The sequence below is a fragment of the Actinokineospora bangkokensis genome, from assembly GCF_001940455.1.
Classification (GTDB): domain Bacteria; phylum Actinomycetota; class Actinomycetes; order Mycobacteriales; family Pseudonocardiaceae; genus Actinokineospora; species Actinokineospora bangkokensis.
The window spans coordinates 227,692-242,399 of the sequence record NZ_MKQR01000016.1; the positions used below are offsets into that span (position 1 = coordinate 227,692).

The window sequence follows — 14,708 nt, forward strand, 5'->3', positions numbered from 1 at the left end:
GGTCTGGCGGCGACCGGCGCCGTGCTCCTGCGCTGCTGAAGAGCGGCTGCGCACCGGCCACCTCGCGGCGCGGCAGGTGCAGCCGACCCGGCGGGCCGCTGGTGCTCTCTTACCCACTTCGCCACCGCGTCACGCCTGGCCGGGCGGTCGTGGCGGCGCTCACCCCGTGGCCCGGCCCTGGTCGGCCCGGCCGGGGTGGCCCGTTCGACCGAGGCGGGACCGGTGGGGTGCCCGGCCAGGTCGGGCACCCGAACGGCGGCGGGTCAGGGCAGCTGCCGGGTGAAGAACGCGCTGTGCGGGTCGGGCCGGTAGTCGCCGAACGGCGGGCACGGGGTGAACCCGAACCGGGTGTAGAGCGTGCGCGCGGGCCGGAAGAACTCCGCCGACCCCGTCTCCAGGCTGATCCGGGTGCACCCCAGCGCGGTCGCCTCGGTGAGGATGTGGGTCAGCAGCAGCGAGGCGATCCCGGTCCGCCTGCGCGCCGGGTCGGTGCGCATGGACTTGAGCTCGGCGTGCTCGGGGGTGAGCAGCTTCAGCGCGCCGCACCCGAGGACGGACCCGTCGTCGTCGAGCACCGACCAGAAGGTCACGCCCGGCGCGCGCAGGCCGTCGAGGTCGAGGGCGTGCTTGCTCTCCGGCGGGCTGGTCGCGCGCATCTGCGCCAGGTGGGCGCCCAGGAACTCCGCGATCGCCGCGCCGGACAGGTCGTCCACGACGACCCGGGGGGTCATGAGGCCGCGCCGCCGCGCACGACGGTGGGCAGCGAGGCGCGCAGGTCGCCCGCCCACCGCTCCAACCACGGCGGGACGGTGGGGCCCGCGCCGAAGGCGGGGACGGCCCCGGCCAGCTCCGCCGGGGTGATCGAGCCGCCGCGGCGGCTGAGGAACCGGGCGGCCACGAACGCCCTGGCGCACTCGTCCTGCCCGGCGCGGAAGACGTGCTCGAGGTAGGCGTTGCGGGTGTCCACCCCGACGAACCGGCTGGTCACGGTGAACCGCTCGAAGGGGAGCAGCGACCGCCGGTACTCGATGGTCTGCGCGGCGACGACCGGGTACCAGCCCCGGCGGGCGAGCACCGGCCACAGCCGCGTCCTGGTGTAGAGGTCCATCCTGGCCGCGTCGAGGGTGGACAGGTACTTGCCGTTGTTCATGTGCCGCAGCACGTCGAGGTCGGTGGGCGCGACCCGGAACCGGGTGGTCACCGGGGACCACAGGTCCGCGCGCCGGGCGAACCGCCCCGTGACCATCGTCCGCGCCATCCGCAACGCCATCAGCACCCCACGCCTCCTCGACCGTGTCGCCAGAGTCTGCCAAACCGGGCACCGGGAGCGGAACGAGCCCGATCTCACAGCTCGCGCCCGGTCGCACAGCCCCAGCGCCCGATCGCACAGCCCGCGCGGCCCCCGACTAGGCCAGGTGCCGCAGCGCCCACTCCAGCGCCTCGGGCAGCTCCCGCAGGATCGACACGTGCCCGTCGTCGGGCCGGTACCACAGCTCCGCGTGCGGCAGCAGCGCGGCGAGGTGCCTGCCGTGGTCGGGGGGCACCACCCGGTCCAGGCCGCCCTGCACGAGCAGCACCGGCGTGCGGACGGCCGCGAAGTCGACCCCCCAGTCCCCGGCGAAGGCGACATCGTCGTCGACCTCTCCCCCGCCGCCCTCCCGCCCGGCGCGCTGGGCGTCGCGGCCCATCTCGCCCCACGGCCCGGCGAGCAGCTCGTAGTCGGCCTCGACGAAGCTGTCCGGGTCGAACTCCGGCGTCACCGCCTCCCGGGCGGCCAGGCCCGACCGCCCCGCGCGCAGGGCCTGCGGCGCCACCATCCCGCCGTACCAGTCGAACGCGTCGGACCAGGGCGCGGGCGCGGCGAACGCGACAGCCGCGAAGACCCGGTCGCCCAACCCGGCGGCGCACCCCAGCGCGTGCGAGCCGCCCCCGGACGCCCCCACCACGCAGAACCGGTCGACCCCGAACGCGTCGGCGACGGCGGCCGCGTCCACCGCGGCCGACACCACCTGCCGCCCCGGTTGGCGGGTCGACCCGCCGTACCCGGGTCTGCCATAGGAAAGAACCCGCACGCCCGTCGCTCGCGCGGCCCGGGCGACGGGTTCGATCGGGAAACCGGTTTGGGGCGTGCCGTGGTGCCAGAGCACCACAGCACGCCCCTGTTCACCGCTGTCGTGGGCGCGGACCACTCGGTCACCGACCCGCACGTCCAGGGATGTCACTGACTCCACGCGCCAGACCCTAGCCGCGACCCACGACAGGGACGGGTCACGAGGTCGGGGTCAGCACCGTGTCGATGAGGTACACGGTCGCGTTGGCGGTCTTGACGCCACCGCAGATGACGTTGGCGTCGTTGACCTTCAGGCTGTCGCCCGAGCCGGTGACGTTGACGGTGCCCTTCTCCACGGTGGTCTGGGTGCCGACGATCTTGTCCGGCGCGATCTGGTTGGGGACCACGTGGTAGGTCAGGATCTTGGTCAGCAGGGCGTCGTCGGTCTTGAGCTTCTCGATGGTCGCCGGGTCCAGCTTGGCGAACGCGGAGTCGACCGGCGCGAAGACGGTGAACTGGCCGCCGTTGAGGGTCGAGACCAGGTCGACCTTGGGGTTGAGCTTGCCGGACACGGCCTGCACCAGGGTCTTGAGCAGCGGGTTGTTGCTCGCGGCGGTGGCGACCGGGTCGGCGGCCATGCCCTCGACCGAGCCCGCGCCGGACGGGACCTGCTTGGCGTAGTCCGCGCAGCCGGGGCCGACGAGGCCGCCCGCGGCGGCGTCGGAGGCCGAGGAGGACGCGGCGGCGGTGGTGGTCGTCGTGGCGGCACCGGTGGAGCCCGACGCACCGGTGTCGCTGCTGCTGCACGCGGCGGACAGGGCGGCGGTGAGGGCGATGCCGGACACCGCGGTGACGACGCGAAGGCTGCGCTTCATGGTGTATTCCGCTCCATTGCTGAGACGACAGGTAAATCCACTTAGGACTTGCACCACCCGGTTCCCCGGGCGGTTCGCGTCCCCGGTGGGTCCGGGGCTCGCTGACAACCGGCATTCGGGGGTGGGTCGGGGAGCGGATGGGTCCGGACGCCCACCGTTACCCTTCCGTTACCGGAGGCGGGAAATCCACCCCAGCCCCAATCCACCCGCCGGAGGGCAACGAAAGCTTTCCCCACCGGCCCGCCGCCCGCACGCGGGACCATCCTCTGTGGAGGGTGATGGGCGGGCTCCGATCACTGGTCAGCGGCCACGAAGAGCCGACCACCCAGCGCCTTGAGTCCCTCGATCAGGTCGTCTGGACCCGGCGCGCGGTCCGGGTCGATCACCCACTGCATGAGCACCCCGGTCACCAGGGCCATCTGCACCGACCCGACCGAGCGAACTTCGCCGGGCCGGACGTCCACTTCGGCGACACCCAGCACGCCCGCGGCCAACCCGCCGCGCGCCTCGGCGATGGCGTCCGCGATCAGGTCGCGGACGCGCTGGTTGCGCTCGGCCTCCACCGCGGCCTCCACCGAGGCGACCCACAGGTTGCGGTGGGCGAGGACCGAGGCGATGACCTGCTCCCAGAACCCCCGGTAGCGCTCCAACGGCGAGGCCTCCCCCGCGAGCCGGGCGCCCGCCGCCCCCAGTTCGTCGCCCCACTCCTGCATGGCCAGGTTGAACGCCTCGGTGAGCAGCGCCTCCCGGGAGCCGAAGTGGTAGCCGATGGCCGCGTGGTTGACCCCCGCCGCGGCGGCGATGTCGCGGACGGTGCTGCGCCACCCCTTGTCCTTGAGGCAGCGCACCGCGCCGTCCAGCAGGTCTTCCCGGTTGCCCATGGCCGCAGAGCCTAGTCCGGGCGGTTCATCCGGCTGGTTTATCCATATGGATTGACCAACCGGATGAACCGGGGCTACCGTGGCCGCGCACCACCGGGAGCGAGGAGAGGGGCGGACATGGGCAAGCGGGTCCTCATCAGCGGGATGGGCATCGCCGGACCAGCACTGGCGCACTGGCTCGGCCGGGCCGGGCACGAGGTCACCGTCGTCGAGCGCGCACCGGGGCCGCGGACTACCGGCGCCGCGGTCGACTTCCGCGGCGACCAGGTGGCGCTGCTGCACCGCATGGGCGTGCACGGCGCCCTGCACGCCCGGCGCACCGGCATGGGCGACCTGGTGGTCGTCGACCGCGCGGGCCGCGAGCGCGCCCGGGTGCCCGCCGCGCTGTTCAGCGGCGAGCTGGAGGTGGAGCGGGCGGACCTGGCCGAGGTGCTGGCCGCGCGCTGCGCGCCGGTCTCGACGCCGGTGTTCGGCGACCGCGCCACCGCGCTGCGCCAGGACCCCGGCGGGGTGGAGGTGGAGTTCGAGCGCGGCCCGGCGGCCCGGTACGACCTGGTGGTGGGCGCCGACGGGCAGCACTCCGGGGTCCGGGCGCTGGCCTTCGGCCCCGAGGAGCGCTACCGGCACGACCTCGGCCACCTCACCGCCACCTACGGCGTGCCGAACACCTTCGGCCTGGAACGCGCGGGCGTCATCCACAACGCGCCGGGCCGCTACGCCAACGTCTCCAGCTGCCGCGACCCGCGCACGGCCACGGTCAGCCTGGTCTTCGCCTCGACCGCCCGGCCGGGCCGCGACCCCGGGGCGCAGCGCGCGCTGATCACCGAGCGGTACGCCGACCTCGGGTGGCGGGTGCCGGAGCTGCTGGCGGGGCTCGCGTCCGCCGACGACCTCTACTTCGCCCCCATCACCCAGCTCCGCCTGCCCGCCTGGTCGACCGGCAGGGTCGTGCTGCTCGGCGACGCGGCCTGGGGCGCGGGCCCGGGCGGCAACGGCAGCGGGCACGCCCTGCTCGGCGCGTACGTGCTGGCGGGCGAGCTGGAGGCCTCGGGGTGGGACGTCCCCCGCGCCCTCGCCCGGTACGAGGCGGCGCTGCGCCCGGCGGTCGAGCGCTCGCAGCGCCAAGCGGCGTCGATGCCGGGGTTCCTCGTGCCACCCACCGCGGCCCGGATCGCGCTGCGCAACGCCTCTTACCGCGTGCTCGGCTCCAAGCCCATGACCGCGCTGTTCGAGCGCCTGTCAGCGCGCACCGCCAACACCGGCGCGCTGCCCGAGTACCCCCTGCCGGTCACGGCCTGACGCGAGGGGTCACACCGGCTCGCCCAGGACGCGCTTGAGGGCGGGGACGACGGCGTCGAGGTCCTTGGACGTGCGGAAGACGACGATGCCGCCCTCCGGGCCCGCGGCGGAGGGCGCGGTGAACAGGTCGACGGTCGTGGCCATCGCCGCGTCGAACTCCTGCTCCGGGCGCTCGGTCAGCCCGCGCAGCCAGCGGCGCAGCACGTGGTTGTGCGCGGTCACCACCGCCGCCGCCATCAGCTCCGCCTTGAGGGCGCTGTCCGGGGCGCCCCCCATCCAGCTCACGATGAACTCCCGGAAGATGCGCTGGAAGTGCTGCATCCCCGCGAACTCCCGCGAGCGCAGCGCGGGCACGCTGCGGGTGAGCCGGTAGCGGGCCAGCGCCAGGTCGCCCTCGGCCAGGTAGTGCCGCAGCACCAGGCGGGCCGCGTCGACCACCGCGGTCAGCGCCGTCTCGTGGCTCGACCCGCCCAACCGGGCCTCGATGGCGCCGAGCAGGGTGTCGCGGTCGGGGAAGATCACATCCTCCTTCGACCGGAAGGTCCGGAAGAAGGTGGTGCGCCCGACCTGCGCGCGCTCGGTGATGTCGTCGACCGTGGTCTGGTCGTAGCCGCGCTCCTCGAACAGCGCGAACGCCGCCTCGATCATCCGCTCCTTGGCGGGCCGCTGGGACATCCGCGCTCCTCCGTCCGGTCCAACCACCCTAGTGGGTGTTCCCCCGAAGGGGCGGCGCCAGCTCGTTCGTCGTCGTGCCGAGTGAGGACGCGAGGGGTGGTGGCGGGTCGTGGGGCGCAGCCCGGGTGTGCCACGCGTCACCGGAACCCCGTGGTCCCACGCCGAGGACACCAAGTACCGTGAGAGCGGTATCGAGTTCCAAGGTGCGCTCTCCCAGTGGAGGACGGGACGACATGGGTGTGACGCGGGTCGGCGTTGTGGGCTGCGGGTTGATGGGCGCGGGGATCGCGGAGGTCTGCGCCCGCGCGGGGCTGGACGTGGTGGTCGTCGAGTCGACCGCCGAGGCGCTGGAGGCGGGCCGCGCGCGGCTGACCGGGTCGCTGCGGCGGGCCGAGGCCAAGGGCAAGGTCGACGACGCCGCGGCGGTGCTCGACCGCGTGCGGCTCACCGGCTCGCTCGACGAGCTGGCCGACCGCGAGGTCGTCGTGGAGGCCATCGTCGAGGACGAGAAGGCCAAGGTCGCGCTGTTCCGGGAGCTGGACAGGATCGTCACCGCGCCGGACGCGCTGCTGGCGTCGAACACCTCCTCCATCCCCATCATGAAGCTGGCCACCGCCACCACGCGGCCCACGCACGTGCTGGGCATCCACTTCTTCAACCCGGTGCCGGTGCTCGAACTGGTCGAGCTGGTGCCGAGCCTGCTCACCCTGGACGAGACCACCGACCGGGCCGCGGAGTTCGTCGGCTCGGTGCTGGGCAAGCACGCCATCCGCTGCAAGGACCGGGCCGGGTTCGTGGTGAACTCGCTGCTCATCCCGTTCATCCTGGCCGCGATCCGGATGCTGGAGTCCGGCTTCGCCGAGCGCGACGACATCGATCAGGGCCTGGTGCGCGGCGCCGCGCACCCGCAGGGCCCGCTGGCGCTGGCCGACCTCATCGGCCTCGACACCACCAAGGCCGTCGCGGAGTCGCTGTACGAGGAGTTCAAGGAGCCCCTCTACGCCCCGCCGCCGCTGCTGGCCCGGATGGTCGACGCGGGCCTGCTCGGCCGCAAGGCCGGGCGCGGCTTCTACACCTACGACAAGTGAGGGGGGCCGACGTGTTCGACCTGTTCCGCACCACCGACGACCACGACGCCCTGCGCGCGGCGGTCCGCGAGCTGGCCGAGGAGCGCATCGCGCCGCACGCCGCCGAGACCGACGAGCGCGCCGAGTTCCCCAAGGCCGCCTACGACGCGCTGGTCGCCTCGGACTTCCACGCCCCGCACGTGCCGGAGGAGTACGGCGGCGCGGGCGCGGACGCCCTGGCCACCTGCATCGTCATCGAGGAGGTCGCGCGGGTGTGCGCGTCGTCCTCGCTCATCCCGGCGGTGAACAAGCTGGGCAGCCTGCCGCTGGTGCTGGCCGCCTCCGACGACCTCAAGCGCAAGTACCTGCCGCCGCTGGCCTCCGGCGAGGCGATGTTCTCCTACGGTCTGTCCGAACGCGACGCGGGCTCCGACACCGCGTCCATGCGCTGCAAGGCCACCCCGTCCGGCGACGGGTGGGTCCTCAACGGGCAGAAGTCGTGGATCTCCAACGCGGGCGAGTCGCAGTTCTACACCGTGCTGGCCGTCACCGACCCGCAGGGCGAGCGCGGGCGCAACATCTCCGCCTTCGTCGTGGAGCGCTCCGACCCCGGCTTCAGCTTCGGCGCCAAGGAGAAGAAGCTCGGCATCAAGGGCTCCCCCACCCGCGAACTGCTCTTCGACGACGTCCCCCTCCCCGGCGACCGCATGGTGGGCGAGCCGGGCCAGGGCCTCAAGCTCGCCCTGCGCACCCTCGACCACACCAGGGTCACCATCGCCGCGCAGGCCGTCGGCATCGCCCAGGGCGCGCTCGACCACGCCCTCGCCTACGTCAAGGAGCGCAAGCAGTTCGGCAAGCACATCGCCGACTTCCAGGGCATCCAGTTCATGCTCGCGGACATGGCCATGGCCGTGGAGAGCGCCCGCCAGCTCGTCTACGTCGCCGCCGCCAAGTCCGAACGCGGCGACGCCGACCTCCCCTTCTTCGGCGCCGCCGCCAAGTGCCAGGCCTCCGACACCGCCATGCGCGTCACCACCGACGCCGTCCAGCTCCTCGGCGGCTACGGCTACACCCAGGACTTCCCCCTCGAACGCATGATGCGCGACGCCAAGATCACCCAGATCTACGAGGGCACCAACCAGATCCAGCGCGTCGTCATGGCCCGCCACCTGCTCAAGGGCTGAGACCACCGCTGGCGGGCGCCCGGGGGCGCCTGCCGGGGTGGGGTCAGCTGTGGTGGACGGACTCCACCGTGTAGAGGTTGGGCTCGAAGCCCTCGGCCAGGGCGGCGGCGCGGCCCATGTGGGCCTTGGCGCGGTCGTCGGTGAAGACCGCCTGGTAGGCGTCGGGGGTGGCCCACTGGGCGTAGTTGATGACCTTGGTGCCGTCGGTGCTGGCGTGGATGTTGGCGGAGATGAAGCCGGGGACGTGGCGCATCACCTCGTCGGTGGCGGTGGCGAGGACGGCGACCAGGTCGGCCTGCTTGTCCGGGGACACCGTGAAGACGTTGACCAGGGTGGTGAGCCGGGCGGACTCGGTGATCGTCGTCGTGCCGGTCATGGTGCGCTCCTCCGTGTCAGGATCCTTACAGCAGCCATTATGTGTAAGGTTCCTGCCATGAGTCAAGCGGGACCGCTGGACCGGGCGGGGTACCTGGTGAAGCAGGTGCAGCAGGCGTTCCACCGGGCGTGCGAGGACCGGCTGCGGCCGCTGGGGGTGTCGATGTCGCAGTACGCGGTGCTGCGGGCGGTGGCCGACACCGGCGGCGCGCCCGCAGCCGAGCTGGCGCGGCGGACCTTCGTCACCCGGCAGTCGCTGCGCGACGTGCTGGCGGGCCTGACCGCCGCCGGTCTGGTGGAGGTCGGGGCGGTCACCACCGGCCGCGCCCGCCCGGTGACGCTCACCGGGCGGGGCGAGGACGTGCTGGCGCGCGCCGAGCAGGTGGTGCTCACCGTCGACGACCGGATGACCGCGTCGCTGACGGCCGAGCAGGTTGGTCAGCTCACCGCCCTGCTGCGCTCGTGCGCGGCCGACCTCGCCGCGCCCGACGAGGGCTGACCCGCCACGAGCGGCCGAGCCCGGCACGGGGGCAGGCGCGTCCGGGGTGGCAGGTGGGGGACCATGCCGGGTGGGGACGCGGGTGAGTGGCGGGTCCGCGCAGCCCGGCCTAGTCCGCGAAGAGCTGGACCCAGCGGCCGTCGAAGCCGCCGTTCTCGGGCCGGTCCCACCCCGCGGGCAGCCACGTGCCCGACTCGGTGCGCTCGCCGGTGTCGACCACGCCGGTGTGGACGAAGAAGTCGTGCTGGCGCCAGTAGGCGCCGTGGGAGGCCGGGTCGCCGCTGGCGGCGCCGCGGGTGCGGCCCTGGCTGTCGGTGCCGAGGCCCGCGAAGCCGCCGAAGTCGTCCGAGCCGGAGATGGTGTCGGCGTTCGCCTCGCCGGAGTAGGCGCCGTAGAACCAGGCCTTGGACAGGACGCCGTCGCGGCCGTCAGTGAGGTCGCCGGCGGCGGAGTCGCGGGAGGCGGTGTAGAAGCGCTGCGTTCCGGCGGGCACCTCGGCCGCGCCGGACTCCCCCACCACCGGGGTCTCCAGCAGCACGTCGACGGAGGTGTCGGGGAGCCAGTGGGTCGCCCAACCCCCGCCCGACCAGTGCGTCGGCACGACGTCGGCGAGGTCTTGCAGCTCGTAGGTCACCCGCTTCACCGCCGTCCACGGCACGTCGGTGTCGTCGTCGACGTTGGCCGCGAGGGCGCCCGCCGTGGCCCCGGTGATCGGCTGCGCGCCCCACGCCGAGACCGCGCCCGCCGAGCCGGCGGGGACGAAGGCGTAGTGGACGTTCTTGTCGCTGTCGTTGTTGATGTCCACCTCCGCCTTGGCGCCGGTGTTCATCCTCCCCGCCACGGTGGCCCAGCTGTCGGTGGCGAAGCGCAGCTCGTGGCCATGCCTGTTCACCGTCACCGAGTCCAGGTCGCTGCCGTCGGCCTGCCACACCATGAGGTGCCTGCCGGTGCCCGCGGGCATGAAGTTCAGCGACGACGCGGGCCGCATCACGTGGTCCTTGTGGTCGGTGATGGTGGCGTAGACGGGGGTGTCGCCGGTGCCGGGGTCGCCGGTGACCCCGGTGATGCGCAGCTCGACGCGCTCCCAGTCGTGGATGTCCTTGAAGTCCTTGTCCGCCGCGTTGTACAGGTGGTAGATCAGCACCAGTTCCTTGGTGCCCGCGGAGGTGTACTCGATCAGCGCCGTGTAGGCGGTGGGGCGGATCTGCCAATCGGGGTGCGCGCCCGCGAGGTAGGCGGGCACGTCGCGCCAGTGGGCGCGGTTGTCGGAGAAGTCGCCGTCGCGGTCGAAGTCGTAGTTGCTCAACCAGTCGGTGCCCTCGCGCCCGGAGCTCTCGTCGGCGCGCTTGAGGATGAGCGGGGCGTAGTACGTCAGGTAGGCCTGGCGCTGGGCCGTGGTCAGCGTCCACGCCGCGGTCTGCGCCTGGGCGTGGCCTGGGACGGCGAGGGCGGCGGCGGTGAGGACGGCGGCGAGCAGGGCTCGGGGGGTGCGCACCTGGGGGCTCCTCTGGCGGGGCACGGGTCGCAGCCGAGCCTAGTGGTGGGACATTCACCAGATGAGACCCAAATGAAGTGATCTGTGCGCATCCAGTCGGCCTAGCCGGGCAGCACCACCGTCCGCTGGAAGGGCCCGCTGTGCGCCGCGGCGTGCTCGACGGCCTCGTTGACCTGTGCCAACGAGAAGGTCGTGACGCTGTCCCCGGTGAGGTCCAGGCTGCCCGCGCGCACCAGGTTGAGCAGCGGCTGGACGGCCTCGCGCGGGCACATCCACTGCCCGCGCAAGGTGATGCCGTTGCGCATCAGCCACGGGTAGGGCAGGGCCAGGTCGTCGCCGCCGAGCATGCCCACCCCGCCCATGAGCACCACCCTGCCCTGCTCCCGCACCGCCATCACCGCCGTGCGCACCACGTCCGCCCCCGCCGAGGGCGGCAGCAGGTCGATCACCACGTCGACCGGGCCGTGCGCGCGCAAGGCCTCCTGGTCACCCCGACCCGTCAACGGCACCGGGACGAACCGCGGGCCGAACCGGGCGGCGAGGTCGTCGAGCACCCGCCGGTTGCGGCCGGGGCCGATGACGGTGGTGGCGCCCATCGCGAACGCCACCGCCACGGCGGCGCTGCCGAAGTTGCCGGTCGCGCCGCTCACCAGCACCGTCTCCCCCGCTCGCAGGCCGACCGCGCGCAGGCCGCCGTAGGGGACGAGCGGCACGCTGATGCCCGCCCACCGGGCCGCGTCCTCGTCGCTGAGCGCGTCCACCCCCAGCGGCACGGCGCACTCGGCCGGGATCAGGGCGCGCTCGGCGTAGGCCCCGTCGTGGTAGTGCCGCGACAGGCGCAGCCCGCCCTCTCCGCGACTGCTCCACCCCTGCAGGGTGATGTCGGGGGTGTGGGCGTCGTCGCGCGAGCGCACCGTTGGGTCGCACCAGACCAGTGCCCCGGGCCGCAGGCGGGTCAGGTCCGGCCCCACCTCGCGGACCCTGCCGATGCCGCCGACGCCGGGGATCACCGGTGTCTCCAGCGGGTAGCGGCGGGCCCCGCTGAACACCTCCGCCGCGTACGGCAGCACCCCGGCGGCGAGCACGTCCACCACGACCTCACCCACGCCGGGGTGCGGGTCGGGGACGTCCACGACGGACAGCGGGACACCGAAGTCCTCCAGCACAGCTGCTTTCACCGGACACCTCTCCTCGTGATCAGGTTCTCCCTCAACACAAGCAGCGGACAAGCCATGCGTCCAACGACTGTTGCGGATGTCTGGTATGCACAACGGTCATGGACCTGTCACCGCTGCCGCTGCGCACCCTCTGCGCCATCGCGGACCGCGGCACCTTCACCGCGGCGGCCGAGGAACTGGGCTACACGCAGTCGTCGGTGTCGCGGCAGGTGGCCGCGCTGGAACGGGAGGTGGGCGCGCGGCTGTTCGACCGCAAGCAGGGCGGGCCCGCCCTGACCGCGGCGGGCCAAACCCTGCTGAGGCACGCGCGGGCCATCCTCGCCGCGCTCGACGCCGCCGAGCGGGACCTGCGCGGGACGCCCGCGCAGGAGCGCCGGGTGCGGCTCGGCGCGTTCCCCGCCGCCGGGTGGGCGCTGCTGCCCAGGCTGCTGGCCACCCTGGGCCGCACCCACCCGTCGCTCACCGTCACCTCGCGGGAGGCGACCAGCCCGGCGCTGCTGCGCGCGGTGCGAGCGGGCACCCTCGACGTGGCCGTGGTCTCCTCCCGGCCGCCGCACCGGCCGCGCGACACCGGGCTGCCTCAGCTCACCGTCGTCGACCTGGCCGACCTGGGGCTGCGGGTGGCGGTGCCCGCCACCGGGCGGTTCGCCGGGCGCGGCGGCGTCACCGCCGAGGAGCTGGCCGGGCAGCCGTGGATCGCCTCACCGCAGGTGGGGGCCGAGCCGCTGCTGGGCGTGTGGCCGGGCCTGCCCGGCAAGCCCCGGGTGGCCCACCGCACCCGCGACTGGCTGACCAAGCTGCGCCTGGTCGCGGCGGGCTGCGGGGTGACCACGGTCCCCGACGGCCTCGACCTGGACCTGCCGCCCGGGGTCGTGGCCCTGCCGGTCACCGGCGCGCCCCCGGAGTCCCGCCGCCTGCACGCGGTGCACCTGGCGGGCTCCCCCGAGGTGGGCGCCACTGTGGACGCGCTGCGCGCGGTGCTCGCCGGGTCGGGCGGGTCGCATCCCCGAGCCCGGACGGCGCAACCGGGTTAGGGTCGGGGCGTGGCGACCAGCGATCACCCAGAGCACTCCCAGGGCGGGCAGTACACCGTCAAGGGCAAGGAGTTCACCCGCGACACCAACTACATCACCACCCGCATCACCGCCGACGGCGCGGACGGCTTCCCGGTGGAGCCGGGCCGATACCGGCTGATCGCGGCGCGGGCCTGCCCGTGGGCCAACCGCGCGATCATCGTGCGGCGCCTGCTCGGCCTGGAGGACGTGCTGTCGATGGGCCTGGCGGGCCCGACGCACGACGAGCGGTCGTGGACCTTCGACCTCGACCCCGGCGGCAAGGACCCGGTGCTGGGCATCGAGCGGTTGCAGGAGGCGTACTTCCGCCGCGACCCGGACTACCCGCGCGGCATCACCGTGCCCGCCGTCGTCGACACCACCACCGGCGCGGTCGTCACCAACGACTTCCCGCAGATCACCGAGGACTTGTCGACCCAGTGGCGCGAGCACCACCGCGACGGGGCCCCCGACCTGTGGCCCGAGGCGCTGCGCGAGGAGATGGCGGCGGTGAACAAGCGGGTGTTCACCGAGGTCAACAACGGGGTGTACCGGTGCGGCTTCGCGGGCAGCCAGGAGGCCTACGACAGCGCCTACGACCGGCTGTGGACGGCGCTGGACTGGCTGGAGGAGCGGCTGAGCACCCAGCGCTACCTGGTGGGCGACACCCTCACCGAGGCCGACGTGCGGCTGTTCACCACGCTCGTCCGGTTCGACCCCGTCTACCACGGCCACTTCAAGTGCAACCGCTCCAAGCTCAGCGAGCTGCCCGCGCTGTGGGCCTACGCCAGGGACCTGTTCCAGACCCCCGGCTTCGGCGACACCGTGGACTTCGAGCAGATCAAGCGGCACTACTACGTGGTGCACGCCGACATCAACCCCACGGGCATCGTCCCCCAGGGCCCGGACCTCTCCGGCTGGCTCACCCCGCACGGCCGCGAGGCGCTGGGTGGTCGCCCGTGGGGCGACGGGACGCCGCCGGGCCCGGTCTCCGACGACGAACGGGTCCCGGAGTCGGCCACCCCGCTGCGCTGAGGTGCACGGACCGTGGTGGAGAAGTAACCTGGGATGACTCTCGGTGGTGAACGGGCACCGCCGGGCCGGGCACGCGGAGGGCTCTGTGCGGGGAGCGCTGGCGACGATCTCGAACGAACGGGCCCCCGACCGGGTCACCGTGCGCGTGCGCGGCGACATCGACATGACCACCGCGGGGTCGCTGCGCGCCACCCTCGCGGACGCCGTGGCCGAGGAGGGCCCGCGGGAGGTGGTGGTGGACCTGTCCGCCACCACCTTCTTCGGGTCCTCCGGCCTGGCCGCCCTGGTCAGCGCGGGCGAGGACGCCACCGCGGCGGGCAAGGGCTACCTGGTCGTGGCCCCGCTGGGCACCGTCGCCCACCGCGCCATCACCGCCACGGGCCTGGACGAGCTGATCCCCGTCTCCGCCTCGGACTGAGTCATTCCGCGAGCAGGCGCTCCAGCCGCTCGTCGACGCCCGTGTGCAGCTCGCGCAGCGCCGAGGCGTGCGCGCGGACGTACTCCGCCAGCTGCACCAGCGCCACCACCTCCGGTGCCTGGTGCCCGGCGAAGCGCCCGGTCTCGGCCACGTGGGCGATCAGCTCGGCGGCCCGCTCCAGCACCTGGTGGTGGCCGGCCAGCTGGTGCCGGGCGATGCCCTCGCCCTCGTGGTCGGGCAGCTCCCCCGGGCCGGGCGAGGCGCCGAGCAGCAGCGCCGCCAGCTCCCGCACCCGCTCGACGAGCCTGCGCCCGCCCTCCCCCAGCCGGGGGGTCGCGGCCAGCTCGGCGCTGAGGTAGGCGCCCAGGTCAGCGAGCCTGGCCACGCCCCGGTCGGCGGGCGGCACCGGGTCGCGCAGCGCCGCGACCCGCCCGCAGTCGGCGGCCACGCACGCCAGCCGCTCGGCGTCGGCCAGGCCCCCCGGCCTGCGCGCGGCCGCGTTCGCGGCGGCGAGGAACTCGGCGGCCAAGGCGCGCAGCCTGCCTGCCGGGTGGTGCCCACCCGGTGGCAACGGGGCTGTGGCGGACAGGGCTGCCTCCTCGGGACGTCCGACAGCGTTCATCGG

The 14,708-nt window shown here is 73.8% G+C and carries 17 protein-coding genes; 7 read left to right on the plus strand and 10 right to left on the minus strand.

The genetic code is table 11. From position 1 onward, the window contains the following. Positions 1-263: 263 nt before the first annotated feature. From BJP25_RS15555 to BJP25_RS15575, 5 genes are all read right to left on the minus strand, one after another. Complete coding sequence (locus tag BJP25_RS15555) at positions 264-731, minus strand: GNAT family N-acetyltransferase (protein ID WP_075975633.1); 468 nt, start codon at positions 729-731, stop codon at positions 264-266. Further along, positions 728-1,270, minus strand: a complete 543-nt coding sequence (locus BJP25_RS15560) for an acyl-CoA thioesterase (RefSeq protein WP_084794096.1) — start codon at positions 1,268-1,270, stop codon at positions 728-730. Before BJP25_RS15560 ends, BJP25_RS15555 begins: the two co-directional genes overlap by 4 nt. Before the next feature lie 136 nt (positions 1,271-1,406). Further along, positions 1,407-2,231, minus strand: coding sequence for an alpha/beta fold hydrolase (locus tag BJP25_RS15565; protein ID WP_332888637.1), 825 nt, complete (start codon positions 2,229-2,231; stop codon positions 1,407-1,409). A gap of 37 nt (positions 2,232-2,268) precedes the next feature. Further along, positions 2,269-2,925 carry a fasciclin domain-containing protein gene (locus BJP25_RS15570; RefSeq protein WP_075975635.1) on the minus strand — a complete coding sequence of 219 codons (657 nt, stop codon included), beginning with the start codon at positions 2,923-2,925 and terminating at the stop codon, positions 2,269-2,271. Positions 2,926-3,218: 293 nt separating this feature from the next. Further along, a complete protein-coding gene (locus BJP25_RS15575) occupies positions 3,219-3,806 on the minus strand; it encodes a TetR/AcrR family transcriptional regulator (RefSeq protein ID WP_075975636.1) in 588 nt (195 codons plus the stop codon). Between the two features lie 117 nt (positions 3,807-3,923). On the opposite strand from BJP25_RS15575, the gene BJP25_RS15580 reads away from it, so the two are divergent. Further along, positions 3,924-5,105: an FAD-dependent monooxygenase gene (locus BJP25_RS15580; RefSeq protein ID WP_075975637.1), complete on the plus strand. Its 1,182-nt coding sequence runs from the start codon at positions 3,924-3,926 to the stop codon at positions 5,103-5,105. 9 nt (positions 5,106-5,114) lie between these two features. Here BJP25_RS15580 and BJP25_RS15585 read toward each other — a convergent pair whose 3' ends face one another. Beyond that, positions 5,115-5,780, minus strand: a complete 666-nt coding sequence (locus tag BJP25_RS15585) for a TetR/AcrR family transcriptional regulator (protein WP_075975638.1) — start codon at positions 5,778-5,780, stop codon at positions 5,115-5,117. A 233-nt stretch (positions 5,781-6,013) separates the two neighbouring features. Here BJP25_RS15585 and BJP25_RS15590 point away from each other — a divergent pair, with 233 nt between their 5' ends. After that, a complete protein-coding gene (locus BJP25_RS15590) occupies positions 6,014-6,868 on the plus strand; it encodes a 3-hydroxybutyryl-CoA dehydrogenase (RefSeq protein WP_075975639.1) in 855 nt (284 codons plus the stop codon). Continuing rightward, positions 6,865-8,031 (plus strand): acyl-CoA dehydrogenase family protein, encoded by a 1,167-nt coding sequence (locus BJP25_RS15595; RefSeq protein WP_198943509.1) that lies wholly within the window; start codon positions 6,865-6,867, stop codon positions 8,029-8,031. Before BJP25_RS15590 ends, BJP25_RS15595 begins: the two co-directional genes overlap by 4 nt. Before the next feature lie 43 nt (positions 8,032-8,074). Here the strand turns inward: BJP25_RS15595 and BJP25_RS15600 are convergent, their stop codons facing one another. Then, the gene (locus BJP25_RS15600) at positions 8,075-8,407 is read right to left on the minus strand and encodes an antibiotic biosynthesis monooxygenase family protein (protein WP_075975641.1); all 333 of its coding nucleotides are present in this window, start codon (positions 8,405-8,407) and stop codon (positions 8,075-8,077) included. A gap of 57 nt (positions 8,408-8,464) precedes the next feature. Here BJP25_RS15600 and BJP25_RS15605 point away from each other — a divergent pair, with 57 nt between their 5' ends. Then, entirely contained in the window at positions 8,465-8,905 is a 441-nt protein-coding gene (locus tag BJP25_RS15605; RefSeq protein ID WP_075975642.1) for a MarR family winged helix-turn-helix transcriptional regulator, read from the plus strand. Between the two features lie 109 nt (positions 8,906-9,014). Here BJP25_RS15605 and BJP25_RS15610 read toward each other — a convergent pair whose 3' ends face one another. Together BJP25_RS15610 and BJP25_RS15615 are read right to left on the minus strand one after the other, a co-directional pair. After that, positions 9,015-10,400 (minus strand): hypothetical protein, encoded by a 1,386-nt coding sequence (locus BJP25_RS15610; RefSeq protein ID WP_198943510.1) that lies wholly within the window; start codon positions 10,398-10,400, stop codon positions 9,015-9,017. A 101-nt stretch (positions 10,401-10,501) separates the two neighbouring features. Further along, positions 10,502-11,578, minus strand: coding sequence for a zinc-binding dehydrogenase (locus tag BJP25_RS15615; protein ID WP_075975643.1), 1,077 nt, complete (start codon positions 11,576-11,578; stop codon positions 10,502-10,504). 98 nt (positions 11,579-11,676) lie between these two features. Here BJP25_RS15615 and BJP25_RS15620 point away from each other — a divergent pair, with 98 nt between their 5' ends. The 3 genes from BJP25_RS15620 to BJP25_RS15630 all read left to right on the plus strand — a co-directional run bounded on the left by BJP25_RS15620 (position 11,677) and on the right by BJP25_RS15630 (position 14,083). Then, on the plus strand, positions 11,677-12,612 hold the full coding sequence (locus tag BJP25_RS15620; RefSeq protein ID WP_075975644.1) for a LysR family transcriptional regulator: 936 nt from the start codon (positions 11,677-11,679) through the stop codon (positions 12,610-12,612). A 9-nt stretch (positions 12,613-12,621) separates the two neighbouring features. Next, the gene (locus BJP25_RS15625; protein ID WP_075975645.1) at positions 12,622-13,665 is read left to right on the plus strand and encodes a glutathione S-transferase family protein; all 1,044 of its coding nucleotides are present in this window, start codon (positions 12,622-12,624) and stop codon (positions 13,663-13,665) included. 85 nt (positions 13,666-13,750) lie between these two features. Beyond that, positions 13,751-14,083, plus strand: coding sequence for an STAS domain-containing protein (locus BJP25_RS15630; protein WP_143219100.1), 333 nt, complete (start codon positions 13,751-13,753; stop codon positions 14,081-14,083). 1 nt (position 14,084) lies between these two features. Here the strand turns inward: BJP25_RS15630 and BJP25_RS15635 are convergent, their stop codons facing one another. Beyond that, positions 14,085-14,705, minus strand: a complete 621-nt coding sequence (locus BJP25_RS15635) for a hypothetical protein (protein ID WP_143219101.1) — start codon at positions 14,703-14,705, stop codon at positions 14,085-14,087. Positions 14,706-14,708 lie beyond the last annotated feature (3 nt).

Excerpts from the sequence above, each read along its gene's own strand:
- BJP25_RS15635 (WP_143219101.1), bottom strand. The coding sequence starts at position 14,705 with ATGAACGCTGTCGGACGTCCCGAGGAGGCAGCCCTGTCCGCCACAGCC.
- BJP25_RS15570 (WP_075975635.1), bottom strand. The coding sequence starts at position 2,925 with ATGAAGCGCAGCCTTCGCGTCGTCACCGCGGTGTCCGGCATCGCCCTC.
- BJP25_RS15585 (WP_075975638.1), bottom strand. The coding sequence starts at position 5,780 with ATGTCCCAGCGGCCCGCCAAGGAGCGGATGATCGAGGCGGCGTTCGCG.
- BJP25_RS15575 (WP_075975636.1), bottom strand. The coding sequence starts at position 3,806 with ATGGGCAACCGGGAAGACCTGCTGGACGGCGCGGTGCGCTGCCTCAAG.
- BJP25_RS15555 (WP_075975633.1), bottom strand. The coding sequence starts at position 731 with ATGACCCCCCGGGTCGTCGTGGACGACCTGTCCGGCGCGGCGATCGCG.
- BJP25_RS15620 (WP_075975644.1), top strand. The coding sequence starts at position 11,677 with ATGGACCTGTCACCGCTGCCGCTGCGCACCCTCTGCGCCATCGCGGAC.
- BJP25_RS15590 (WP_075975639.1), top strand. The coding sequence starts at position 6,014 with ATGGGTGTGACGCGGGTCGGCGTTGTGGGCTGCGGGTTGATGGGCGCG.
- BJP25_RS15560 (WP_084794096.1), bottom strand. The coding sequence starts at position 1,270 with ATGGCGTTGCGGATGGCGCGGACGATGGTCACGGGGCGGTTCGCCCGG.
- BJP25_RS15605 (WP_075975642.1), top strand. The coding sequence starts at position 8,465 with ATGAGTCAAGCGGGACCGCTGGACCGGGCGGGGTACCTGGTGAAGCAG.
- BJP25_RS15600 (WP_075975641.1), bottom strand. The coding sequence starts at position 8,407 with ATGACCGGCACGACGACGATCACCGAGTCCGCCCGGCTCACCACCCTG.
- BJP25_RS15580 (WP_075975637.1), top strand. The coding sequence starts at position 3,924 with ATGGGCAAGCGGGTCCTCATCAGCGGGATGGGCATCGCCGGACCAGCA.